This is a genomic window from Myxococcus eversor (assembly GCF_010894455.1).
GTDB lineage: Bacteria > Myxococcota > Myxococcia > Myxococcales > Myxococcaceae > Myxococcus > Myxococcus eversor.
The window spans coordinates 370,408-393,903 of the sequence record NZ_JAAIXY010000004.1 but is presented as its reverse complement, the minus strand read 5'-3'; the positions used below and the strand labels follow the sequence as shown (position 1 = coordinate 393,903).

23 protein-coding genes are annotated in these 23,496 nt (G+C 69.6%); 11 read left to right on the top strand and 12 right to left on the bottom strand.

The features are described from left to right. Positions 1-2 precede the first annotated feature (2 nt). Positions 3-1,142, top strand: coding sequence for a prodigiosin MBC biosynthesis dehydrogenase PigA (gene pigA / locus G4D83_RS11050; RefSeq protein ID WP_163864649.1), 1,140 nt, complete (start codon positions 3-5; stop codon positions 1,140-1,142). Next, on the top strand, positions 1,139-2,659 hold the full coding sequence (locus G4D83_RS11045; RefSeq protein ID WP_163864648.1) for an amino acid adenylation domain-containing protein: 1,521 nt from the start codon (positions 1,139-1,141) through the stop codon (positions 2,657-2,659). The genes pigA and G4D83_RS11045 overlap by 4 nt, the downstream gene beginning before the upstream one ends. 75 nt (positions 2,660-2,734) lie before the next feature. Here the strand turns inward: G4D83_RS11045 and G4D83_RS11040 are convergent, their stop codons facing one another. Further along, positions 2,735-3,337 (bottom strand): TetR/AcrR family transcriptional regulator, encoded by a 603-nt coding sequence (locus G4D83_RS11040; protein WP_163864647.1) that lies wholly within the window; start codon positions 3,335-3,337, stop codon positions 2,735-2,737. A gap of 61 nt (positions 3,338-3,398) precedes the next feature. Between G4D83_RS11040 and G4D83_RS11035 the strand changes: the two genes are divergently transcribed. Next, positions 3,399-3,821, top strand: a complete 423-nt coding sequence (locus G4D83_RS11035) for a PaaI family thioesterase (protein ID WP_205522611.1) — start codon at positions 3,399-3,401, stop codon at positions 3,819-3,821. Positions 3,822-4,036: 215 nt separating this feature from the next. On the opposite strand, the gene G4D83_RS11030 is transcribed toward G4D83_RS11035, so the two are convergent. The 7 genes from G4D83_RS11030 to G4D83_RS11000 form a co-directional block, all read right to left on the bottom strand. Beyond that, positions 4,037-5,533 (bottom strand): DEAD/DEAH box helicase, encoded by a 1,497-nt coding sequence (locus tag G4D83_RS11030; RefSeq protein WP_163864646.1) that lies wholly within the window; start codon positions 5,531-5,533, stop codon positions 4,037-4,039. A 301-nt stretch (positions 5,534-5,834) separates the two neighbouring features. After that, the gene (gene fusA / locus G4D83_RS11025; RefSeq protein WP_163864645.1) at positions 5,835-7,940 is read right to left on the bottom strand and encodes an elongation factor G; all 2,106 of its coding nucleotides are present in this window, start codon (positions 7,938-7,940) and stop codon (positions 5,835-5,837) included. 471 nt (positions 7,941-8,411) lie between these two features. Next, entirely contained in the window at positions 8,412-9,167 is a 756-nt protein-coding gene (locus G4D83_RS11020; protein WP_240356269.1) for a hypothetical protein, read from the bottom strand. Then, positions 9,164-9,937, bottom strand: coding sequence for a hypothetical protein (locus G4D83_RS11015; RefSeq protein WP_217911874.1), 774 nt, complete (start codon positions 9,935-9,937; stop codon positions 9,164-9,166). The genes G4D83_RS11020 and G4D83_RS11015 overlap by 4 nt, the downstream gene beginning before the upstream one ends. Positions 9,938-9,939: 2 nt before the next feature. Continuing rightward, positions 9,940-10,419, bottom strand: coding sequence for a hypothetical protein (locus G4D83_RS11010; RefSeq protein WP_163864644.1), 480 nt, complete (start codon positions 10,417-10,419; stop codon positions 9,940-9,942). Between the two features lie 100 nt (positions 10,420-10,519). Further along, positions 10,520-11,716, bottom strand: coding sequence for a cyclic nucleotide-binding domain-containing protein (locus G4D83_RS11005; RefSeq protein WP_163864643.1), 1,197 nt, complete (start codon positions 11,714-11,716; stop codon positions 10,520-10,522). Between the two features lie 138 nt (positions 11,717-11,854). Beyond that, a complete protein-coding gene (locus tag G4D83_RS11000; RefSeq protein ID WP_163864642.1) occupies positions 11,855-12,352 on the bottom strand; it encodes an FKBP-type peptidyl-prolyl cis-trans isomerase in 498 nt (165 codons plus the stop codon). 163 nt (positions 12,353-12,515) lie between these two features. On the opposite strand from G4D83_RS11000, the gene G4D83_RS10995 reads away from it, so the two are divergent. From G4D83_RS10995 to G4D83_RS10965, 7 genes are all read left to right on the top strand, one after another. Beyond that, positions 12,516-13,712 (top strand): metallophosphoesterase, encoded by a 1,197-nt coding sequence (locus tag G4D83_RS10995; protein ID WP_163864641.1) that lies wholly within the window; start codon positions 12,516-12,518, stop codon positions 13,710-13,712. A gap of 103 nt (positions 13,713-13,815) precedes the next feature. Beyond that, positions 13,816-14,358 carry an RNA polymerase sigma factor gene (locus G4D83_RS10990; RefSeq protein WP_163864761.1) on the top strand — a complete coding sequence of 181 codons (543 nt, stop codon included), beginning with the start codon at positions 13,816-13,818 and terminating at the stop codon, positions 14,356-14,358. Further along, on the top strand, positions 14,358-15,023 hold the full coding sequence (locus G4D83_RS10985; RefSeq protein ID WP_163864640.1) for a DUF1109 domain-containing protein: 666 nt from the start codon (positions 14,358-14,360) through the stop codon (positions 15,021-15,023). Before G4D83_RS10990 ends, G4D83_RS10985 begins: the two co-directional genes overlap by 1 nt. Next, on the top strand, positions 15,020-15,349 hold the full coding sequence (locus G4D83_RS10980; RefSeq protein ID WP_163864639.1) for a Carotenogenesis protein CarS: 330 nt from the start codon (positions 15,020-15,022) through the stop codon (positions 15,347-15,349). The genes G4D83_RS10985 and G4D83_RS10980 overlap by 4 nt, the downstream gene beginning before the upstream one ends. 61 nt (positions 15,350-15,410) lie before the next feature. Continuing rightward, complete coding sequence (locus G4D83_RS10975) at positions 15,411-16,172, top strand: RNA ligase family protein (RefSeq protein WP_205522610.1); 762 nt, start codon at positions 15,411-15,413, stop codon at positions 16,170-16,172. Then, positions 16,169-17,365, top strand: a complete 1,197-nt coding sequence (locus G4D83_RS10970) for a non-canonical purine NTP pyrophosphatase (RefSeq protein WP_163864638.1) — start codon at positions 16,169-16,171, stop codon at positions 17,363-17,365. Before G4D83_RS10975 ends, G4D83_RS10970 begins: the two co-directional genes overlap by 4 nt. After that, the gene (locus tag G4D83_RS10965) at positions 17,362-18,189 is read left to right on the top strand and encodes a nucleotidyl transferase AbiEii/AbiGii toxin family protein (protein ID WP_163864637.1); all 828 of its coding nucleotides are present in this window, start codon (positions 17,362-17,364) and stop codon (positions 18,187-18,189) included. Before G4D83_RS10970 ends, G4D83_RS10965 begins: the two co-directional genes overlap by 4 nt. On the opposite strand, the gene G4D83_RS46005 is transcribed toward G4D83_RS10965, so the two are convergent. Then, positions 18,173-19,981: a hypothetical protein gene (locus G4D83_RS46005; protein WP_240356268.1), complete on the bottom strand. Its 1,809-nt coding sequence runs from the start codon at positions 19,979-19,981 to the stop codon at positions 18,173-18,175. The genes G4D83_RS10965 and G4D83_RS46005 overlap by 17 nt on opposite strands. 59 nt (positions 19,982-20,040) lie before the next feature. After that, the gene (locus G4D83_RS10955) at positions 20,041-21,189 is read right to left on the bottom strand and encodes an AI-2E family transporter (protein WP_163864636.1); all 1,149 of its coding nucleotides are present in this window, start codon (positions 21,187-21,189) and stop codon (positions 20,041-20,043) included. A gap of 117 nt (positions 21,190-21,306) precedes the next feature. Here G4D83_RS10955 and G4D83_RS10950 point away from each other — a divergent pair, with 117 nt between their 5' ends. Then, positions 21,307-21,780: a hypothetical protein gene (locus G4D83_RS10950; RefSeq protein ID WP_163864635.1), complete on the top strand. Its 474-nt coding sequence runs from the start codon at positions 21,307-21,309 to the stop codon at positions 21,778-21,780. A gap of 28 nt (positions 21,781-21,808) precedes the next feature. On the opposite strand, the gene G4D83_RS10945 is transcribed toward G4D83_RS10950, so the two are convergent. Together G4D83_RS10945 and G4D83_RS10940 are read right to left on the bottom strand one after the other, a co-directional pair. Continuing rightward, positions 21,809-21,925 carry an aminopeptidase gene (locus G4D83_RS10945; protein ID WP_141649535.1) on the bottom strand — a complete coding sequence of 39 codons (117 nt, stop codon included), beginning with the start codon at positions 21,923-21,925 and terminating at the stop codon, positions 21,809-21,811. Between the two features lie 43 nt (positions 21,926-21,968). Continuing rightward, on the bottom strand, positions 21,969-23,351 hold the full coding sequence (locus G4D83_RS10940) for a DmpA family aminopeptidase (RefSeq protein ID WP_163864634.1): 1,383 nt from the start codon (positions 23,349-23,351) through the stop codon (positions 21,969-21,971). Between the last annotated feature and the right edge of the window lie 145 nt (positions 23,352-23,496).

The window sequence follows — 23,496 nt, the reverse complement described above, 5'->3', positions numbered from 1 at the left end:
GCATGGACTTCAGTTGGACGAGCGAGCAGGTGGAGCTGTACGAGCGCGCGCTGGCCTTCGCGAGATCGGCGCTGAACCCGGAGGCGCCGGCCCACGAGGAGGGCTTCCCGCGTGGACTGTGGCGGCAATGCGGTGAGTTCGGCTTCCTGGGCCTGCCCGTGCCCGAGCACCACGGAGGGCTCGGGCTGGACACGTTGACGACGGCGCGAGTGATGGAGGCGCTGGGACGGGGGTGCACGGACACGGGGCTCGTCTTCTCCGTGGGGGCCCACCTGTTCGCATGCGTGCTTCCCCTGTTGGAGAGTGGCGACGACGCGCAGAAGCGCCGCTACCTTCCCCGGCTGTGCTCGGGAGAGTGGGTCGGCGCCAACGCCATCTCCGAACCGGAGGCGGGCTCCGACGTCTTCGCGCTCAAGACGCGGGCGGTGCGCGACGGCGACGGCTACGTGCTCGACGGGAGCAAGAGCTACGTCACCAATGGGCCCGTCGCCGACGTCTTCCTGGTGTACGCCGTCACGGATGCCGCGCACGGCTACATGGGCCTGAGCGCCTTCCTCATCGAGAAAGGTACGCCGGGACTGACGGTGGGACGGCCCTTCCAGAAGATGGGCCTGTCCACCTCCCCCATCGCCCCCATCTACCTGGAGGGTTGTGTCGTGCCCGCCGCCGCGCGGCTCGGGGCCGAGGGCCAGGGCGCGCCCCTCTTCAAGCGCTCCATGCAGTGGGAGCGGGCCTGCCTGTTCGGCGCCTATGTGGGGTTGATGGAGCGGGTGCTCGAACAGACGGTGGACTTCGCCCGGCAGCGCAAGCAGTTCAAGCGGGCGATTGGAAAGAACCAGGCCATCTCCCACCGGATGGCGGACATGAAGCAGCGGCTCGAATCCGCGCGGTTGTTGCTGTACCGGGCCTGCTGGCTGATGGACCGCGGTCAGGAGGCGACGATGGAGGTCTCCCTCGCCAAGCTGGCCATCAGCGAGGCCGTCGTCCAATGCGGCCTGGACGCCATCCAGATCCACGGGGGAATGGGCTACGTCGCCGAGTCGGGCATCGAGCGGGTGCTGCGCGATGCCATTCCCAGCACCCTCTTCTCCGGCACCTCGGAGATGCAGCGCGACATCATCGCCAGCCAGTTGGGACTATGACGCTCGACGAGATTGTCATGCGCTCCGCGGCGCGGACTCCCGAGGCCATCGCCGTCAGGGGGCCCGATGAGACCTTGACCTATGGGCAGCTCGACGCGCTCGCCAACCAGGTGGCCCGGGCCCTCCTGGGGCTGGGCGTCCGTCGAGGGGACCGGGTGGGACTGTGGACGGAGAAGTCCGCGCGCGCGGTGGCCGCGATGCAGGGCATCGCGCGGCTGGGCGCCGCCTACGTCCCGTTGGATCCGCTGAACCCGGCCGCGCGGACGCGGCTCATCCTCGACGACTGCCGCATCGACGTGGTGGTGACCAGCGCGGCGCGCGCGACCGAGCTTCGCAACGGAGGCATGGACCGCCTGCGCTTCCTGCTCGTGGATGACACGGGCCCGGCGCTCGGCTGGGCGAGCCTGGCCGAAGTTTCCCCGGCGCCCCTGCCCGGACACGGTCTGGACGCTCACGCGCTGGCCTACATCCTCTACACCTCCGGCTCCACCGGCACGCCCAAGGGCGTGTGCATCAGCCAGCGCAACGCCCTGGCCTTCATCGAGTGGAGCCACGCGCTGCTGGGCACCACGCCGGACGACCGCTTCAGCAACCACGCGCCGTTCTTCTTCGACCTCTCTGTGCTGGACCTCTATGCGGCGTTCCTCGGGGGCGCCTCGGTCACCCTCATCCCGGAGGCGCTGGCCTTCGCACCGAAGAAGCTGGTGGAGCTGGTGCTGCGCGAGCGGTTCACCATCTGGTACTCGGTGCCCTCGGCGCTCATCCTGATGATGTTGGAGGGAGGGCTGCTCGCCCATGAGGACCTGCCCTTCCGGGCCGTGCTGTTCGCGGGGGAGCCCTTCCCGGTCCGCCATCTGCGCCCCTTGCGAGAGCGCCTGAGCGCCGTGCGGTTCTTCAACCTGTATGGCCCCACGGAGACGAACGTCTGCACCGCCCATGAAGTGGGCACCCTCTCCCCCGAGCGCACCGAGCCTGTTCCCATCGGCCATGCGAGCTGTGGTGACCGGGTCTGGCTGGCCCGCTCGGCGGAGGACGAAGCGACGCCGCCTGGCGGCGGGGAGGTGGGAGAGCTGATGGTGGAAGGGCCCACGGTGATGCTGGGCTACTGGGGACAGCCTCCTCAGGGAGCGCGGCCCTACGCGACGGGAGACCTCTGCCGCCAGCTTCCGGACGGAGGCTTTGAGTACCTCGGTCGCCGCGACAACATGCTGAAGGTGCGGGGGCGACGCATCGAGCCGGGCGAAATCGAGACGGCGCTGCTGTCCCATCGGGGCGTCCGAGAGGTGGGGGTCGTCGCCGCCGATACCGGACTGGAGGCGCGGCTGGTGGCCTTCGTCGTGGCCGCCGACGGCCCGAGGCCCACCCTGCTCCAGCTCAAGCAGCACTGCGCCGAGCGGCTGCCCCGGTACATGATCATCGACGAGCTCCGGGTGTTGTCGGAGCTGCCGAGGACCCAGAACGGCAAGCTCGACAGGCGCGCGCTCCGCGACCTGGCACCGCGGCGGCCATCGATCTGACGAGTCGACCACTTGAACCCGTGACGGACCGGGGCAAGGGCTCGCGACGAGTCGCCCAAGTCAGTCAGCCTCCGCTCACTTCCTGGAGCGGGGGGACTGCTTCTTCACGGACTGCCACGCGGCGCGGGCGAGCACCGGGATGGCCGCGCGCAAGTCCGTCTTCGTTCGTCCCGCGAGCCAGTCGCGCACCATTTCCTGTGCGGGCCCACGAAGGATGGCGAGGAAGAGCTCGAAGGGCATCTCCTCGAACGCACCGTCCCGCACGTGCGCCTGCCACCACTCCTTCAGCTGCCGGAAGAAGCCCTTGTTCTGCTCGCGGATGCTCGCCTCGGCCGCCACAACGGCCGCGACACCGCGCGCGCCCATCAGGAAGCGCGTCGCATCCGGCCTTGCCAGCGTCCACTCCAGGTGGTGGCGAACGAGCGCCTCGACGCCGTCACGGGCTCCCGGCTGCGCCTTGAGTACCTCCACCACTCCTGCCTGATACTCGCCCAGGACGTCCATGTAGAGCGCCGCGGCAATCGCGTCCTTGCTCTCGAACAGGTGGTAGATGCTCCCCGTGCTGGCCCCCGAGCGCTCGCGGATGGCCGCCAGGGTCGTCCCTTCGACGCCCCGCTCCAGGAAGCACTCCAGCGCCGCCTTCAGGACCTCTTCTCTCCGGTGACCCGGGTTGCGCATCCCTCCACCCTACTTTAGAACAATATTCTAGAACGATATTCTATACAGCCCGGAGGCCGCCGTGGAGTCACTGATGGAGATGGGTCAGCAGGTGCTCAAGCAGCAGGCGTTCAGCACGCTGATGGGGACCCGGTTGGTGCACCTGACCAAGGGCGAGGCCGTGCTGGAGCTGCCATTGCGCGCGGAGCTGGGCCAGCAACACGGCTTCGTACACGGAGGCGTGCTCAGCTACATGGCCGACAACGCGCTCACCTTCGCGGGAGGCTCGGCGATGGCGGCGCCCGTCGTCACGTCGGAGTTCAAGATCAACTACGTGCGCCCCGCGCAGGGCTCCATGCTCATCGCCAGGGCCCGCGCGGTGCACGCCGGGCGCAGACAGGCCGTCTGCCACTGCGACATCTTCGTCGTCACCGAGAAGGGAGAGACACTGGTCGCCGTGGCCCAGGGCACCATCGCCGCCATGGCCCCTCGCGAGGAGTCATGAGCTCCGCCACCGAGCACCGCACGTGAGTGACGCCGCGCGACGCGGGAGCCAGCTCGAACATGTGCGGGATTTCGAGGTCGGACGAATCGAGTCCGTTCACCTCGTGGCCATGACGGCGGGCCTGTCACAACGGCCCACCCGTCACCGCCAACAATCACCCTCGAGGCCCCGTGAGCGCGTCGAGCGCGCATCACGGGCCTTCAGAGGGATTCAGCTCACAGCCACTTCGACGTCTGACGACGCGGAGGCGGCTCGGCCGCCTTCACGGGAGCCGGCGCCGGGCCCGAAGACCGCGACGGAGCGCTGCCTCCACGCGACGGAGAACCGCCACCGCGCGACTGCTGTCCACCGCCACGACCCGAACCGGCGGAGCCGCCACCACCCCGCGCTGAACGGCCGCCCTCGGGACGTCCCTGGCCTCCGCCACCACCCCGGCGACGACGCGACGAGTTGCCGGGCTGGTTGCCACGGCCGCCACCACCACCGCCCTGCCCGCCCCTCGACTGCCCACCGCCGTTCGAGCTCCGCGCGACAGGCTCGTCCACCGAGGCCGAGGCCCCAGGACGCGGCGCCGCCAGGCCCGAGCGGTACGGATGCTCCTCCACCACCGGCACGCTGCGGCGGATGGTCCGCTCGATGTCGCGCAGGTACGCGCGCTCCTCGCCGTCGCAGAAGGACACCGCAGTGCCCGTCGCGCCCGCGCGGCCCGTGCGGCCGATGCGGTGCACGTACTGCTCCGGCACGTTGGGCAGGTCGTAGTTGACGACGAAGCTCAACCCGTCGATGTCGATGCCGCGCGCCGCGATGTCCGTGGCCACCAGCACCCGGAGCGAGCCGTTGCGGAAGTCGTCCAGCGCGCGCTCACGCGCGTTCTGGCTCTTGTTGCCGTGAATCGCGGCGGCCGTGACTCCGGAGCCCTCGAGTTGCTTGGCCACCCGGTTGGCGCCGTGCTTGGTGCGCGTGAAGACCAGCGCCCGCTCAATCTTGCCGTCCTTCAAGAGGTGCGTGAGCAAGCCGCGCTTCTGCTCGCGCTCCACGAAGTACACCTGCTGAGCAACCGTCTCCGCCGTGCTGGAGACCGGCGTCACCTCCACGCGGATGGGGTCCGTGAGGATGTTGCGCGACAGGTCCACAATCTCCGGCGGCATCGTCGCGCTGAAGAAGAGCGTCTGCCGCTTCGAGGGCAGCGCCTTGATGACCTTGCGCACGTCATGGATGAAGCCCATGTCGAGCATACGGTCCGCCTCGTCGAGCACGAACACCTCGAGCGAGCGCAGCGACACGTAGCCCTGGTCCATCAAGTCGAGCAGGCGGCCAGGCGTCGCCACCAGCACATCCACGCCGCTCTTGAGTGCCTGCACCTGCGCGCCCTGGCCCACGCCGCCGAAAATCACCGCGTGGCGCAGCGGCAGGTTCTTGCCGTACGTCGCGAAGCTCTCGCTCACCTGCCCCGCGAGCTCTCGCGTGGGAGTGAGCACCAGGCAACGCACGGGACGCGCGCCCCCGGACGGCGCCTTGGCGGACAGTCGCTGGAGAATCGGCAGCGCGAACGCCGCCGTCTTCCCCGTACCCGTCTGGGCCACGCCGAGCACGTCCTTCCCAGCCAGGGCGTGTGGAATCGCCTTCATCTGGATGGGCGTAGGAGTGGTGTACCCCTCCGCCTTGACCGCGCGCAGGAGGGTGTCGTGAAGCTGCAATTCGTCGAAAGTCATGGATTCCTAGTCGAAGTGAGTCTGCTTCCTCGCCAGGCAAGGAAGCCCGCGCAGCGAGCCCAATCGAGTTCAAACCCGAGGGCACCTGGCGGTGCGCGGTCCGGCCCGGCCGGCCGACCCGCTTGAGAATGTCGGAGAACAGGGGGGTCCTCCCGCCCATTCCACGCATTCGGCCGCGGACCCTGCCCTCTCCCGGGACGGATGTCCCGTGAAATCGAGCCCTTGACAGCCGCTTTGTGGAGTGTCGTGCGAACGAGGAGGGCCCCGAGGCATCCAGCCCCGGGGCCCTCTTCACCATCCGTCATGCCCGCGCTTCTGGCAGTGACGCCTGGAGCACATCAGGCAGGGGCTCATAGGTCCCCAACCGCATGCTCGCCTGGGCACGGCCCTGCGTCCTGCCCCGCAAGCCCGTCACGTAGCCGAAGAGGCTGGCCATGGGCACCCGCGCGGACACCACCCGGGCATTGCCCCGCGTCTCCATCCCCAGCACCCGGCCTCGCCGTGAGGCCAGGTCTCCCAACACCTCGCCCACGTACTCCTCGGGCGTGGTGACTTCCACGTCCATCACCGGCTCCAGCACCTGCACGCCCACCCGCCGCACCGCCTCCTGGAGCGCCAGGGAGCCCGCCATGGCGAACGCCTGAGGGGTGGAGTCGCGCACGTGCGTATCTCCATCCACCAGTCGGACCTCCACGTCGACGAGCGCCACGCCGTCCCGCACGCCGCGCTCCATGGCCCCCGCCACACCCTTCTGGATGGCGGGCACCAGCTCCCTCGGAATGGTGCCGCCCTTCGTGTCGTCCACGAAGACGAGCCCCGCGCCTCGCGCCGCTGGAGCCACGTCCAGCACCACGCGCGCATACTGTCCGGGACCGCCCGTCTGACGGACGTGCCGGTACTCCTGACGCACGGCGCGCTTGAGCGTGTCGCGGTAGGCCACCTTGGGCTGTCCCACGCGCGCCTCCACGCCGTACTCCGTCCTCAGTCGGTCCACGACCACCTCCAGGTGAAGCTCACCCATTCCGGACAGCAGCACCTGGCCGCTCTCCGGGTCCACGCCCACTCGCAGCGACGGGTCCTCCGCCGCCAGTCGATGCAGGCCCTCTTCCAGCTTCGGCAGCTCCGCGGGCGACTTCGCCTCCACGGCGAGGTGCACCACGGGCTCCGGGAAGCCGAGCGACTCCAGCACCACCGGTGCCTCGGGGTCGCTCAGCGTGTCTCCCGTGCGCACGTTCTTCAGGCCGAGCGCCGCCGCGATATCTCCCGCATGGACCTCCGAGACCTCCTCCCTGCGATTGGCATGCATGAACATCAGCCGACCCACGCGCTCCCGCTTGCCCGTGGCGGGATTCAGCAGGACGGTGCCCGCGCGCAACGTGCCTGAATAGACACGCAGGAAGACGATGTTGCCCACGTTCTTGTCACTCATCATCTTGAACACCAGCGCGGCCGGAGGACTGTCGTCGGAAGGCCCGCGGAAGGCACGTTGCTCCGTGCCCGGAACGAGTCCCTCCACCGCCGGAAGGTCCGAGGGCGCGGGCAGGTAGTCGACGACGGCGTCCAGCAGCATCTGCACTCCCTTCTTCTTGAACGCCGAGCCGGCGAGCACCGGCACCAGCGTGCGCGACAGCGTCCCCGCGCGAAGCGCCCGCGACAGGTCCTCTCCCGTGATGGCGTCCAGCCGCCCGTCCACGAACTTCTCCATGACTCCGTCGTCCACGTCCGCCGCCGCTTCGATGAGCCGCAGGCGCAGCGTCTCCACCTGCTTCCGTGCCTCCTCCGGCACGGACTCCTCCTCCTGGTACTCACCGCCCTCGCCGTCGAAGCGGAGCGTCTTCATGCGCACCAGGTCCACGAGGCCCCGGAACTCCGACTCCCCGCCGAGCGGCCACTGCACCGCCACGGCGCGAGCGCCCAGGCGCTCACGGATGGACTCCAGGCTCATGACGAAGTCCGCGCCCACCTTGTCCATCTTGTTGATGAAGGCGATGCGCGGGACCCCGTAGCGGTCCGCCTGACGCCACACCGCCTCCGACTGGGGCTCCACGCCCTGGCTCGCGTCGAACACGGCCACCGCGCCGTCCAGCACGCGCAGGGAGCGCTCCACCTCGATGGTGAAGTCCACATGTCCCGGCGTGTCCAGGATGTTGATGCGATGGGGCGTGCCCGAGGAGGGGCCGTGACGAGGAGACCAGAACGCGGTGGTGGCCGCGGAGGTGATGGTGATGCCGCGCTGCTTCTCCTGCGGCAGCCAGTCCATCTCCGTGGAGCCGTCATGGACTTCTCCCGTGGAGTGGATGCGACCGGTGAAGAACAGGACGCGCTCGGTGAGCGTCGTCTTGCCCGCGTCGATGTGCGCCATGATGCCGATGTTGCGATACCGCTCGATGCGAGTGCTGCGGGACATGAAGGACTCCTGTTCCCGTCGGGCAGGGAGGCCCGCGGGTTGGAAAATGATTGAGGAGCCGGTTGGAGACACGACGGGCGTGGAGCCGTCGGGCGCACGCACGCGCGACGTGCCGGAGGGGCTCGAAAGGCCCGCTCAGGGACGCGTGAGGACACACGACGGCTCAGACGGAGCCAGGGCGGAACCGGGCTTCACGACACGCGGGAACCAGCGACCCGCGCGAAGGAAGGACTCCGGCCCGCCTGCTCAAATGTCGAGCAGAACCTCGTGACGGGGGGAAAGGCACACGTCCGCCGCCGGCGCGGGGAAGCGCGCAATCAGCAGGGCAGTGAAGGAGACGGGCCTCATGATGCGTATGAGTTAAGACAGACGACAGCCATTGTCAACTCACGGCCCTGGATGTTCCGTGAAGCAGCCGGGCGCAACGCGGGCGAGCGATGCGCATCGCCGCGCGCCGGTCCGGTTTTCAGCTCAGAGCTCCGCGTCCTTGCACAGGGCGTCCTGCAGCTCGGTGAGGGCCTTGCGAGCACGCATGGGCTGGCAGGTGTTCTCCAGGAAGTAGGAGGAGGCGCCCACCGTGGCCGCCTTGAGCTTCGCGCCCAGCGCCGCCCAACAGCGCTCGAAGGCCACCTTCCTCGCCTCCGCCGCGCGAGCGTCGTCCTTGGGCAGATCCAACGCCGCGAGCACCGTCACTCCGAGCGCCTCGTCCTTGCAGGCTTCGGAGTCCTTGCGCTCCCCCACCGCCAGGGCGAAGAGCGGCATCGCCACGTACGCGAAGTGGCCCTGCTTCACGAGCCGGGCGGCCTTCAGCGCGGACTCAGGCCCCGTGCCCACCGCGAGCTGTTGGTACGTTTCGACACAGTCGCGCCCGTCCTTCGCGAGGCAGCGCTCCAGCCCCTTCACCGCGCTCGCGTCACGCACGGTGGCGTAGGCCGGGGCCTTGGCGAGGAAGGCATACCGCTGGCCCAGGGTGTGCGCCTTGCGCGCGGCGGCGAACGGCTCCTTGTCCGTGGGCGTGACGGCTTCGACCTCCGCCGTCGCGGCCTCCGTGACCAGGCCTCGCCAGGCATCCGTGCGCGTCGCGGGGGGGACATCCTCCGCGCGCTCCAGCAGCTCCGCCCAGGCCTGCTGAGAGGCCAGGGTCTGGAGGTCCGCGAGCGTCGCCGGCGGCTTCGCCACCGCCACCGTCGACACCAGACAAGCCATCACCACCGCGTGTCGCTTCATCGTCCAAGCCTCCCGCCGAGAAACGCCGCCCCGGTGGCCGCGCCATCGCGGACCGTGGTGAAGATGAGCGTGGAGCCGCTGCGCTCCAGCGCGAGCGCGGGTCCGTAACGACACGTCAACGCGGTGACTTCCTTCAGCGCGGCACAACGTTTCCGCGCCTGGGTGAAGAGCGGCGCGCAAGCCGCCCAGACGTCCACATCGGCCATCACCTCGTCATCGAAGGTCTTCCAGTCGAAGGTGAAGCTCGCCGACGTGCCACAGGCTCCGCGCAGCGCCGTCAGGGCCTCTTCGGCGCGCGCGGTGTACTTCTTCTCCAGATAGGGCCACGCCTTCTTCTCGAAGGCCGCGACCCGCCCGGACTCACGTTGCAGGGTGTGCGCCGTGAGGACCTCGGAGGCGGACGCGGCATCCGTCGCCTCTTGATTGAACCGCACGCGGAAGGCGGGCTTGCCCGGCACGAAGACCTCGTAGACACCGCTCTCACGCTCGGTCGCCAGGACCCAGGTCGAGCCGCGATGACGGGCCACGTAGTCGACACCGGCGCGGGTGGTCCGGACCTCGCAGCGCACCGCGAGGCCGTCATGTTCGGAATCGGCGCCTCGAAGCTGGAGCACCGCCGCCGCCGACTCGCGGGGAGCCAGCGTGACGACCTCCAACGTCTGTCCGTCCTTGCCCCGATAGACCTTGTGCGAAAGGGCCTCCAGGGACTCCGCCGCCACGGCCGCATGGGCCAGGAGCAGCGCGAACATCACCGCCAGCCTCCGCGCCATGGTCAGTTCAGCGCCTTCTCGAGCACGGCCTTGGCGTTGTCCGTGATGTTCGTGTGGTCCTTCGACATGTGGTACGTGAGCGTGCCCTTCTCCAGCGAAAGGTTCTGCTGCGTCGCCCCGTTGACGCTGGTGTCCTTCTTGTCCGCGGGCTTCACGCCGCTGAACAGGCACGACACGGCGGTGACCTTCTTCAAGATGGCCTTCTTGTACGCGGGGCGCTCACACATCGCCGTCACCCCGTCGATCGCCGCTTCACAGTAGGAACTGAAGCTCGTGCTCGGCCAGTCCTCCGGCTTGAAGTTCTGGAAGTCCGTCTTCACGGCGAGCTTCGTGCCGCACTTGTCGTTGGCCTCCTTCAACGGCTCGGCGATCTGCTCCTCGAACGAGGCCTTGGCCTCCTCCTGCGCGGGCTTCAGGTCCTCTTCGGCGAAAGCGGACATCGACAGCAGGGCCACGGCGGCGAACGCGAACTTCGAAGACATGCGGAACTTCTCCTTGAAGATAACGACATCCGCGAGTTTCGAAGTGTCCTGCTTCTGACGCAAGATTGTCCGACGTCAACCCTACCGACGGAGGTGTCTCTCAGGTGCTGAGAGCCCGTACACGCGCGGCGAGGTTCTGGGTGAAGAGCCGGTAGATGCGCAGCGCGGCGGCCTCGTGCGTGTCCAGGTAGTGCTGGAAGCCGGCGCGGGTGATGCGCAGCGCGCGGACGGACGTGCGCGCCTTGACGCGGGCGGACACGGGCGCGTCCTGGACCAGCGAGATTTCTCCCAGATACGCTCCGGGCCCGAGCGTGTTGAGCCGGCGCGCGTCGTCCTCCGTGCCGCTGAAGACATCCACGGTGCCCTCCAGCAACACGAAGAGGCCCACGCCCGCGGCGCCCTTCTCCAGCACCACCGCACCCGCGGGGATGAGCACCTGTCGCGCCACGCGATACAGGTCCTTCATGTCGTCCAGCGACAGCTCGCCGAAGATGGGAATCGCCTTGAGGTACCCGTAGCCGTTGGCCTCGGGCGACGAGCTCTGGGAAGGCAGCCGCGCGATGACGGCCTCCGCCTCCGCGTCCATGCCCATGCGGCGCAAGAGGCGCGCCTTCTCCGCGGCCAGCGCGGGGTCGGCTCGAGCAACCTCGGATCCCCGCATCGTGTCCGCGAGCAGCGCCAGCGCCCTGCGCGTGAAGCCCTCCGCGTCCAGCAACATGCACATGCGCAGCACCGACTCCACGTGCCGACCATCTCCCGCTGGCACGCTGCCCAGCGCCTCCACCTCGGCGTGGGGTTGGCCCAGCTCGCGGTAGATGAGCGCCGCCTCGAACGGACGTCCGAGGCGGACCAGGCACTGCGCCACCGGCTCGCGAGCGCCCAGGCCCCGGTAGACATCCAGCGCCCGCTCCAGCGCGCCGCCGCGCTCGAAGGCGGCGGCGGCCCGGTCCGCTTCACCCGCACGCAGCCAGGCCTCCGCCGCGTCCACGTACTGGCCGCCCTGGACATAGAGCGCCGCCATCCGCGAATCCTCGCCGCAGCCCACCAGGAGCCGCGCGGCGCCGGAGAAGTCCCGCGCCCACCGCAGCACCTCCGCCAGTTGCTTGCGCACTTCTGGAGGCGTCGCCGTCGCGTCGCGCAGCAGGCGCTCCCGCTGCGCGGACCCCAGCTCCTCGTAGAGCCTGGCCGCCGTCGCGGCCGACTCCAGCCCCATCAGGGATTGCAGCGCCTGGAGCGTTCCCTCCGCACCGGCTCTCTCCCCGTTCGACTCGGGCACTTCCGCCTCGGACCCTGACATTGCGCGTCCCCCTGGCCGGGAGATGAAACCCCCACATCGGCAACCCTACCCGAGGGCCCCGACGTCCCGGCAGACGTGCGCCGCCTATATCACCCCTCGCCGGCCCCCGAAGAATCCAGGACGGCGAGGAGCCCCTCGTCAGCGGACGAGGATGAGCTCCGTGTCGAAGACGAGCACCGAGTACGGCGGAATGGCGCCCGAGCTGCCCTGCGCCCCGTACCCGAGCGAGGACGGGATGACGAGCCGGCGCTTGCCACCCACCCGCATGCCCACGATGCCCTGGTCCCACCCGTCGATGACGGACCCCTGGCCCAGGGTGAAGTCGATGGGGGACTTGCCCGCGGACGAGTCGAACTTCTTCCCGTCCGGCAACCAGCCCGTGTAGTGCACGTAGACGCGCTTGCCCGCGGTGGCCACGTCACCCGCGCCCGGCTCCCCCAGGTCCTGGGTGTAGAGGCCGCTGGAGCTGCGAGTCATCGCCGCCAGGTCCACGTTCAGGCTCTCCGCGTACGTCACCTTGGTGGGGTCGCCATTGTCCGGGTTGCCCGTGTCCGGCGGCGGCGTGTCGACTTCATCGCTGTCGCAGCCGGCGAGGGGAAGCATCAGGGCGGCGCAGAGCAGCAGGGAGCGAAACATGGAGGCCTCGGGAAGGAGTGCCGGAGTCCGGCGATGAACGGGCTCCCAGCCTGCCCTGGAGCGCCCCCTCACGAAAGCAGAAGCGTGACCGCCTGCCTGCCGACAAGGCCCCAGGGCGAATTGCACGGGCGCCCCCGGCACGCTTCCGCTATGCAGGAGCACGATGCCACGCTGGCTCAGCCTCCTCCTGTTCTTCGTCCCGGTCCTCGCGGTGATGGCGACCGCGCACGTCTACCTCTACCGCCGGCTCGTGCGCGACCAGACGGCCCGGCGCGGGCTGCGGCTCGGCGCCCAGGTCCTGTTCGGCTTCGGCTTCCTGGGGGCCGTCGGCTTCAGGTTCCTCGGCGGCCTGTTCCCCTCCGAGCTGGGGCGAATCGTCGGAATCGGCCTGCTCGTGTGGATGGGGCTGGTGCTGTACCTGCTCCTCTTCACGCTCGCCGTGGAGCTCGTCCTGCGCGCCGTCGTCCGGTGGCGCACGCGACGCACCACGCCAGCTCCCGAGCCGCCCGCACAACCGCCCTCCCCCGAGCGCCGGGCCATCCTCACCGGAGGACTGGCCGTGGGCGCGGGGCTCGCGGGCGCCGGCGTGAGCACCTTCGGCGCGTGGCGCGCCTTCCACCCGCCCGACGTGCGCGACATCCCGGTGCGGCTGCCCCGGCTGCCCCGGGCCCTGGATGGGTTCTCCCTGGTGCAGCTCACCGACATCCACATCGGAGATGTCCTCCAGCGACACTTCGTGGACGAGCTGGTGGCGCGCACCAACGCCCTGAAGCCGGACGTCATCGCCATCACCGGAGACCTGGTGGATGGGAGCGTGGAGAGCCTGGGTGCGTACGTCGCGGGCTTCGGCGCGCTGCGTGCCCGGCACGGAGTGTTCTTCGTCACCGGCAACCATGACTACTATTCTGGCGCATCGTCATGGGTGGCCTACCTGGAGCGACTGGGCATCACCGTGCTGCGCAACCGCGCCGTGGACATCGGCGAGACGGGTGCGTCCTTCACCCTGGCCGGGGTGGACGACTGGAGCGCGGCCCGGATGGGCGAGCCCGGGTACGATTTGGACGCGGCGCTGCGAGGCGTGAATCCGGACCGGGCCTCCGTCCTCCTGGCACACCAGCCGTCCAACTTCGACGAGGTCGCCCGGCGGGGGGTGGGACTCCAGGTTTCCGGCCATACCCACGGCGGGCAGATGTTCCCTGGCAACCTCATGGCCGACGCCATCTGGGGACAACGCAACGCGGGACTCAGCCGCACGGGCGACTCTCATATCTACGTCAGCCGGGGCTGTGGTTTCGTCGGGCCGCCGATGCGCGTGGCCGCTCCGCCGGAAATCGCGCGGCTGGTGCTTCAGCCCGGGTGAGCACGCGCGACATCATCCGTGATTCCGGCGGGTTGGGTGGCGTGGAGCGCGCGCGTTCCAGGCTGGAAACATATTTCAGGGCGGGCCGTCCATGAGCCGGGTGATGGGGAGTCCCTCGGACGAAGAGCTCATGGAACGGTTCTGCGACGGAGCACCAGACGCCTTCGAGGCCCTCTTCGCGCGCCACTCCGGCCGCGTGCAGGGCTTTCTGACGCGCATGGTTCGCGACGGCTCGCTCGCCGAGGACCTCTTGCAGACCACCTTCCTGTCCGTCATCCGAGCCCGGGGGCGCTACGAGCCCGGAACCCGCTTTGTCCCCTGGCTGATGACCATCGCCGCCAACGCCGCGCGCGATTCCCTGCGTCATCGCCAGCATGTGGAGGCCTACTCCTCGGGCGTGGGCACAGGCGCCCCCACATCCGCGCCCCCGCCTTCTGGGGACCCCGCCCTCCGCCGCCACCTCCTGGACGCGCTGCAGAGTCTTCCTCCGGACCATCGCGAGGCGGTGGTGCTCAGCAAGGTGGAAGGCTGGTCGTTCGAGGAGATCGCCGCGCTCCGAGGCATCAGCGCGGGCGCCGCGCGACTGCGGGCCCATCGTGGCTACGAGAAGCTCCGTGAGCTGCTCAGCGGGCTGGGAGAGGCGTGATGAAGCCGCCCATCGACATCGACGCCCTGCTCAAGGAAGCGCCTCCCTCGGAGGGCAGCGCGATTGAGCGTGCCCTCGCGAGCGCACGTGGAGAGCTGGCCCTGCGCGAGCCGGTGCGGCGCTGGCGCACGCAGGCCGGCTGGATGATGGCCTCCTCCGGAGGGCTCGCCGTGCTGGTGGCCTGCGTCATGCTGGCCGTCGGCGCGCTCACGCCCCCGGCCATGCTGGCGCGAGTTCCCCTGTTGCTGCTGTTGCTCGTGACGAGCGCCGTCTGTGCCTGGGGCGCGCTGTCCCCGCGTGGACGGGGCCTGCGTCGAGGCGCCGTGGGGCTGGCCATGGCCTGCGCCGCGACGCTGGTGCTCGCGCGGGGCTCTCCCGGCACGACGCCGTCCCTGCCCGCCTGGGTGTGCACCGTGAGCCATCTGGCCGTGGACGCGGTGCCGCTCGTGGCGGCGCTATGGATGCTGCGCGGCGCGGCCTTCCAGCCCCTGCGTGCCCTGTGCGCCGGGTTGTCCGTCGGCACGACGGGCGCGTTCGTCGGTGAGCTGGCGTGTGAACAGGACTGGCGTCACGTCGCTGGCTACCACCTGTTCGCGTGGGCGTTCATCTGTGGGGTGGCCCTCGTCATGTCTCGCTCCCTCAAACCCCGCTCCTACGCCCCATGACCCTGGACCCCTCTCTCATCGTGAGCACGGACGTGGACGGAGCACCGGTGCGAATCGGAGAGCACGTCACGGTCGTCAGCGCCTCCTCGGACGGCACCATCAGCCCGGGCTTCCTCGGTCGCACCGGCATCGTCATGGCGCTCGTCTACGACGACCCCAGCCGCCAGTACCCGGCGGATCCGCTCATCCAGGTCCTCGTGGATGGGCTGGGTGAAGACCTCTTCTTCCCGGACGAGTTGGAGGCCCCCTGGGTGCGGCAGCGCGTCCCCCGCCAGCGCGGCGAGGACCGGGAGCACGCCGCGCCACGCGCTCACCGCGTGCGGTAGCCCCCGTCGTGCTCGCGGCGACACGCCAGCATTCGTCCGACGCAGCGGGCATAGTCAGGTGGTGGTGACCTCCCTGGACGACACACCGCGCCCCCTGGGTCGCAAGGCCTACGGTTCGATTCCGCACCTGCCCGGCTCCCGCACCGGCCCCGCGGACAAGCACCTGTCGTTGGCGCTGGCGCGCATCTGCACCGAGCGACTTCGCGACGAGAGAGACCATCTCGTCGTCCTGGAGAAGCTGGATGGCTCCTGCGTCGCCGCCGCGCGCATGGGAGACGACATCCTCGCCCTGGGCCGCGAGGGCCGGCTCGCCTCCCACTCTCCGAATGAAGGCCGCCAGCTCTGGTCCGCCTGGGTCGACACCCACGCGGAGCGCTTCCGGGCCGTGCTCCAATCTGGCGAGTGGCTCGTGGGTGAGTGGCTCGCACTCGCGCACGGCACCCGCTATGCACTGACCCACGAGCCCTTCGTCGCCTTCGACTTGATGCACCAGGGCACGCGCCTGCCCTGGGCCCGGCTCACCGCTCGCGTCCACGCGGGCGGGTTCATCACCCCGGGAGTCATCCACGAGGGCGGTGCGCTGAGCATCGACGCCGCCATGGCGCTGCTGCCGGCGGGCGGGTTCCACCACGCGCTGGACCCCGTCGAGGGGGCCGTGTGGCGGCTCGAGCGCCAGGACGGCGAGGGTGTCAGGGTGGAGCTGCTGACTAAGTATGTCCGTCGCGACAAGGTGGACGGGAGCCTGCTGCCGGAGAACACGGGGCGCCCCGCCATCTGGAACTGGCGCCCCTCGGCGCTCCCACCCAAGGACGTGCTCCCGTGACTCGGGCCCTCTTCGTCACCGGCAACCAACACAAGGCCGACGAGGTCTCCCTCCTGCTGGCGGGCCTCGACATCACCTGGCGGAAGCTCGCACTGCCCGGGCTCACCGCGACGGAGGATGGGACGACCGCCCCGCTGGACCTCGCCACCATCGCGAAGCGCAAGGTGCTGGCCGCCCATGCCCAGCTCGGCGTGCCGTGCTTCGTGGAGACCACCGCGATGGAGCTGGACGACGGCGAGGCCTTCACCGGCGCCCGCTTCAAGAAGGAGCTGCTGGAGTTCGGTGAGCGTGTCTTCCTCGCGAAGAACGGCGGCCGTCGGGGCCGCACCCGCGTGGCCGTGGCCTTCTCCGAGGATGGGCATCCGGACCGCGTCGCCCTCTTCGAGGACGCCATCGAGGGCATGCTGCTCACCCAGCCCCGGGGCGACGGTGGCTATGGCTGGGACGGCGCGTGGCTGCCGGACGGCTACCAGCGCACGCTCGGGGAGATGGCGCGCAACAAGTTCTTCCTCAACATGCGGCACCGTCCCTACCTGGAGCTGGCCGACCGGCTGCGAATCGCATCTCCAGGTGGCGCCTACGAGGCCCACCTCACCGTCTCCGCTCGCACCGAGGAGGACCTCCAGCGCTTCCGCGCGTTCTGCGACGCTGCCTCGGTGAAGTGCATCTTCATCGAGCTGGGCCGGGGCGCCGAGCCCTTCCAGCCCATGACGGCCTCCTACCACCACGGCACGCTCCGGCAGGCGCAGGAGGAAGTGAGGGCCATGGCGCGTGCGCTCGCGAGCGAGGGCTTCGACGTGACGCGCATGAAGCTGGAGGCGCTCGGGAAGAATCGCGACATGCCCGAGGACGACGAGACAGCGCGCGCCCAGCCCGCCAACTACTTCGAGTTCCACGTGAAGGCGCTGATTCCCGCGAGCGGCGAGGGGCTGGATGCCCTGCAAGCCCGCTGCACGCTGCACGGCGCCCACCTGTCTCGCAACGCGCGGAAGATTCGCGAGGACGGCGCCAGTGAGCGCTTCGTCACGCTGCGCGTCTACCACCTGGGCAAGGCGAACGCGGATGCGCGCTTCAACGCGCTGCTCAAGGACCTCTCCGAACTGGGCCTGACGCTGACGCAGCGGCTGCGGGAGTTCACCGTCTACGACTCCAACCTCGGGCTGGACCGGGGCTGGCTGGAGGCCTCGCCGTGAGCGCGCATTCGTTGCCCCTGCGCGCGGGAGTCGCGGTGCTGCGCCGCCTCGCGCGCTCGTCCGAGGCCTCCACGCTCATCCTCCGGGGCGGGCTGATGATGCGACGGTGGAGCGGCCCGGTGCCTCGCCCTGTCGAAGACCTGGACTTCCTCGCGGCCTTCCCCTTCAACGCGCGCGATTGCGTCGACCGGATGGAGCGACTGCTGCGCGACGACACGGGGGATGGCTTCACCTTCGGCGCCTTGCGCTCCGAAATCATCTGGGCGGAGACGGAGTTCCCCGGCGTGCGCATCCACGTGGAGACGCGGCTGCCCGGGGTGGAGTCCGCCTTCGAGCTGCGCATCGACACGGGCTTCGGCGACCCGATGGACCCGCCCGCCACGTGGTTCGACTACGAGTCCTCGGACACCGCGCCCGCGCGAGTCCTCGCCTGTCGTCCGGAGACGCTGCTCGCGTGGAAGGTGCACGGCCTCTTCGAGCGCGGCAAGGGCCGGTTCCGCCCGAAGGACCTCTTCGACACGTACCTCCTCACGAGGTACGCGCCGCTGGAGGCGGAGCTGCTGCCTCGCGCGCTGCGGCTCGCCTTCGCCACGCGCGGAGATTCGCTGGAGGTGATGGAGCGGCTCGTCGGTGGCGAGTTCGGCCGCGGCCCGTGGAGCTTGGAGAAGTGGGCGCGCTACCGGGCCAGTGAGCCGGAGGGGCGCCCCGAGCAGCTCGCCGACGTGGTGACTGCCGTCGCCCAGGCCCTGCGCCCCATCTGGGAGGCGGCGAGTGCGCTTGCGCCCTCGCCCCTCGAAGCCCGCCGCGTCAGTACGACGCGGTGAGGCCCCAGTGGATGCTGGAGTACGTGTCCTCGGCCACGCCTCCGTTGTCCCAGCCCGTCCGCGTGCCGGGGCCGCTGAAGGTGTCCTTGTAGCGCGACACCTTGAAGCGCACCTGGTAGCCCAACGGGCCCCACAGCTCTCCAGCCACGCCCAGCTCCGCCTCCCAGCCGAACGTCGACACCGAGGTACCGTAGTCACTCACTTCCAGGTTCAACGCGCCGCCCTCATCGTTGAAGCCCTGTCCCGGCTTCGGGCTGATGAAGAGCTGGCCCGCAGCCTCCAGGCGCACCTGACGAATCAACGGCACCGACACCTCCAGGCCCACCGCGGGGTACAGACGGTGGGTGCCGGACAGCGGGCTGTCGGCGGACTCGTCCACGTCGAAGGAGCGCGTCAGCAGGCCCGCGCGCGCGCCCGCGTAGCCGAGCAGCTCATGTGACGAGCCCAGGCCGAAGTAGTAGCGGTACATCGCCTGCGCGGTGAGCACCGAGTCGGTGGCCACGACTTCGCGCGTGACGGACTGCCCCGCGTCGTTGAACAGCGTCACGTTCGTGGACGCATATCCGCGCCGGTAGCCCAGCACCGCGCCCAGGCCCCTCAGGGGCGAGGTGTGGCGCGCCAGCGGCAGCAGCTCCAGCTCCGCCGAGATGCCCAGGTACGGCACCGACGACTCGTAGTCAGAGCGGTCTCCAAGCTGCTCGTCCTCGCTCTTGCGATCAAACTCGTCACACGACTTCACACCCGGGCGCGCGCAGTACTTGCGCCACGTCGTCGTGCCGCCCAGCGTGAGCCGGGCCAGCGGCGGACGCACGGCCTCCTTGCCCACCGTGCCACCCGAGCCGGTATCCAGCGCCACCTCCAGGAAAGGATCCGTGGAGGTGTGGGACTCGGGGTCCTCCTCCATGGGAGGCGGCCCATCCGTCGGCTGCGGCGCGATGGCCAGGGCCTCCGGCGTCTTCGTCTCGGGCACCTTCGCGGGACGCTCCACGGGGGGAAGCGGCTTCGGCGACTCGATGGGCCGCTCCGCCACGGGCGCGGGCTCCACCGGCTTGGGGGCCTCCAACGGAGCCTCCTCGATCTTCACCGGCGCCTTCGGCGGCGGGGCCTCGGCCACGACGGGCGGAGGGGTCACCAGCTCCGCGGGCTTCATCGGCTCCGTGGGCGTGACGCCCGGGGGAGGCTCGAAGGCGCGCGTCGGAGCCGACAGCGTCTCGACGACGGCGAGCACCGCGCTCTTCGCATCGGCCGAGGACAGCTTGCCCTTCGTCAACTTCACGTCCTGCTCACCCAGCACGGCGCCGCTCGCGTCCAGCACGCGCACCGTCAGGCCCGACGGGCCGACCGAGCCGGTGACGGCCGCGTCCAGCTTCATCCTCGGCGCCACGGCGACCAGGCCCTGGTCCGTGAAGACGGCGGGGCCCTTCAGCCCGTCCTTCTTCGCCAGCGTCGCGTACTGCTTGAGCGACTGGATCTTCACCTGCTTCGAGCGGCGCAGGGCGGACTCGAGCTGTCCGCGCACCTTGCTACCGCGATCACCCTCCAGCGTCAGCACGACGAGGCGCTTGGTCTCTTCCTTGGGAGTCGCCCCCTTGGAGGGAGTCGCCCCCTTGGGCGCGGCCGCCTTCCGAGTCTTGACGGCCTTGGGCTTCGCCTTCGCCTTGGGCGCCACCACCTGGGCCGGGGCCGCGCGCTTCCTCTTGACGACCTGCGCCAACGCCTCCGGAGAGGCCAGCGCCACCGCCACGAAGAGCACCAGGCCCCAGCGAACCATCGCGTGTTGGGTGTTCATCATTCAGGAGTGGAAGGTTCACCCACCCCGCATGCGAAGTCCAGGCTTGCCCGGCTGTCCGGTCAGGCGTTGAGGTGCGCCGCGGCTCCCACCACCGTCTGGGCGGACACGGAGGACGGCTCCGAATCCATCCCCCGCTCCTCCGAGCGCTCCACCTCCGCGACGTACTGCGCGCGGCCGATGCCCAGGAAGTCGCGCCGGTAGATGCGCACCATCGCCATGAAGATGGAGGCGATGAGCGGCCCCACCAGCAGGCCCATCATCCCGAACACCGCCAGCCCGCCGAACATCGACAGGAAGACGAGCAGCGGGTGCAGCGCCATGCGCGAGCCGCACAACCGGGGACGGATGACGTTGTCGATGCTCCCCACGAGGAACGCCCCCCAGGCCAGCAAGAAGACGCCCTCGCTCACCTGACCCACCGCGATGAGCACCGCGCCGATGGGGCCCCACACCAGCGCCGTACCGCCCACCGGCACCAGCGCCACCAGCACCATGGCCGCGCCCCACACCCCCGCGTGCGGCACACCGGCGATGAGCAGGCCCACGAAGCCCACCGCGCCCTGGATGATGGCGGTGATGGTGTTGCCGTAGACAATCGCGTAGGCGACGTCGGTGAACTCGCGCGAGAAGGCCTCGAAGTAGCGACGGTCCAGCGGAATCAACCGCGTGACTTCCGCCACCAGCCGGCGACCATCCAGGAAGAAGTAGTACATGGCCACGGTCATCAGGAACATGTTGATGACCAGCTCCGTGCCCGCGCCCACCAGGTCTTTCAGCAGCGCCGCGCCGCCCGTCACCGCCGCCATCAGCGAGCGCTCCGTCTCCGCGCTCTCCAAATCCAGGCGGATGTAGCGGCTCAAGCCCCGGGGCAGACTGGACGCGAACTGGTGACGCAGGTCCACCCGCTCCAGCAGGTCCTGCGCCTGCCCCACGAACTGGAACACCTCGCGCGCCACCATCCACCCCACCAGCGCCAGCGGCGCGAGGATGAGGAAGAACACCGTGAGGGTGGACACCCCGGCGCAGAGGGGCTTGCGGCCCCGCAGCTTCTGGCACAGGTAGTCCTGGACCGGCATGAAGAGGACGACCAGGAAGCCGCCCAGCAACACGGGCATCAGGAACGGCAACAGAATCCTGGAGAAAAGAATCAGCGCGAGCGCAAACAGCGCCGCGAACACGTAGTTCGACCACCGCCGCGAATCAGCCACCGCCCCACCCCACCCCGCCCGACGAGCCCACTGACCACCCCCAACCTAGGAATCGCGCTTCCCGACGGGAAGTCCGACATCCCCCACATGAAAACACCCTCCCTGAATACTGGACGTTTGACCCTGACTGGCGTCGCGGCGCTGGCCCTCGCCCTGGGATTGGGCGCCCCGGGTTGTGGAGATGGCGCCTCGCCCTGCACCGACTGTCCGCCCCTGGAAGGTCGCTACCGGATGAACTTTGGCGACGGCGGCGTCCCGGCCGACTGCATCCTGCTGGGCGTGGAGCTGCCCCGGGGCAGGCCGCTCGACATCACCCGCTCCGGAGACCGCCTCATCGGCAATCTGGAGGGCGTCGGACTGCTGGGGAACGTGTCCGCGGAGGGCTCGTTCACCCTCGCCGGCTCACTGGGCGGAGCCATGGATGGCGGGAGGATGGACACCCTGAGCCTCGCCGGTCGCTACACGTCCTTCGAGGGGGACGGCGGCACGGCGCGACTCGATGGGACGTATACCGGCAACTTCTCTCGCCCGAGCGGAACGGCGCCCCAGCGGTGCAGCCTCATCACTCCGTTTTCGGCGACCCGGGAATAGCGCCACGGGCCGCCAACGGAGGACGGGACTACTTCTTCTTGCTCTCGGCGGCCTTCGCCTCGGCCTTGTTCTTCTTGGCCCGCTTCTTCCAGGCCTGCTTGATCTTCATCTGCACGCGGCGGTGCTTGCTCTTGCTGCGGGCCATCGTTGACTCCTGTGCTCCGGTATGGAGGCGTGAAAAGAGGCGCTTAACTATCAGAACCCGAGGGGCTGCCGGAAGAGGAACCCTCCGAAGGCCCTGAAGGGGCCTGCTCGGCCCCAGGCTCCCCCCTGGATTCGACGTCGTCCGGGGCGGGCCGCGTCGGGAAGGGAATCCCCTCCGCCCCCCGGACCTGGGTGGGTCTGGCGGAAGACACCGTCACCTCCCCCTCCCGGTCCTCGTCGGTGGGCCTCTCCCGGGAGGCGGGGGCGCTGCTCTGCTGGGGCCGCTTCTTCACCGAGGCGAAGATGGGCTTGCAGGCGTCCACGAAGCGGCGGACCTCGTCCAGGGGGAGCGCCGGGCAGTGGTTCCCGTTGGCCCCCGTCATGGAGGTGGCCATGCAGATGGCGTTGAGGATGGCCTCCTCGGTGGCCTCCATCACCGCCTCGTAGAGCGGATCCAACCGCTGATCCAAGAGGAGCTTGAGCTTGTAGACCATCTTCTGCGTGCGCCGCGGGATGATGTTCGCGGTGGAGAAGCCGACGACAATCTCGCCCGAGCCGTGCGCCGCGTAGCTCCCCACCCGGCCGATGCCCAGCCCCACCCGCTTGCACAGGCGATTGATTTGATGGCTGAGCAGCGGCGCGTCCGTGGCCACCACCGCGATGATGGAGCCGTACGTCTTGCCCCGGGTGGGCGCGCCCTTGAACTTCTCCGCCAGCACTTCGCCCACGGGCAGGCCGCCCACGCGCAGGTTGTGCATCTTCCCGAAGTTGGACATCACCAGCACGCCCAGCGTGTAGCCGCCGAGCACTTCCGGCAGCTTGCGGGAGGACGTGCCGATGCCGCCCTTGAAGTCGCACGTCACCATGCCGGTGCCGCCGCCCACGTTGCCCTCGGCCACCGGGCCGGAGGCGGCGTTGCGGATGGCCTCGAAGACGTGCTCCTCGCGCACGTGCCGGCCGGAGATGTCGTTGAGCCAGGAGTCGTCGCACTCGCCGACGACGGGGATGATGACGTCGTGCTCGTCGCCGATGCCCGGGTAGCGCTCCACCAGGTGGCGCGCCACGCCGTCCGACACCGCGCCCACCGCCATGGTGTTGGTGAGGAGAATCGGCGTCTCGATGAGGCCCCACTCCATGAGCTGCGTCATGCCGGAGACCTCGCCCGCGCCGTTGAGCACGAAGCCTCCGCCCGTCATCCGCTCCATGAAGATGTTGCCCATGTTGGGCATGATGGCCGTCACGCCCGTGCGCACCGGGCCGTGGCCCGGTCTCAACGGGCCCTCGCCCTTGATGAGCGTGCAGTGGCCTACGAGCACGCCCTCCACGTCGGTGATGGCGTTGTATTTCCCGGGCTTGAAGCGGCCCAGGGGAAGACCCAGCTCGCGAGCGCGAACCCGCGGTCCCTTGTACTCGGGGATGTGCACCATGCCGGGCACACTAGCGGACCATCACCCACCGTCAACCACTCCGAACGCGTAATATCTTCAGGCGCGCGAATGAGAACGCGGCCTCGCTCCCAAGTGAGAACGGGAGCGGGCCGCGTGTGAAGGCGAGAGGCTCCGCGCCGCCTGG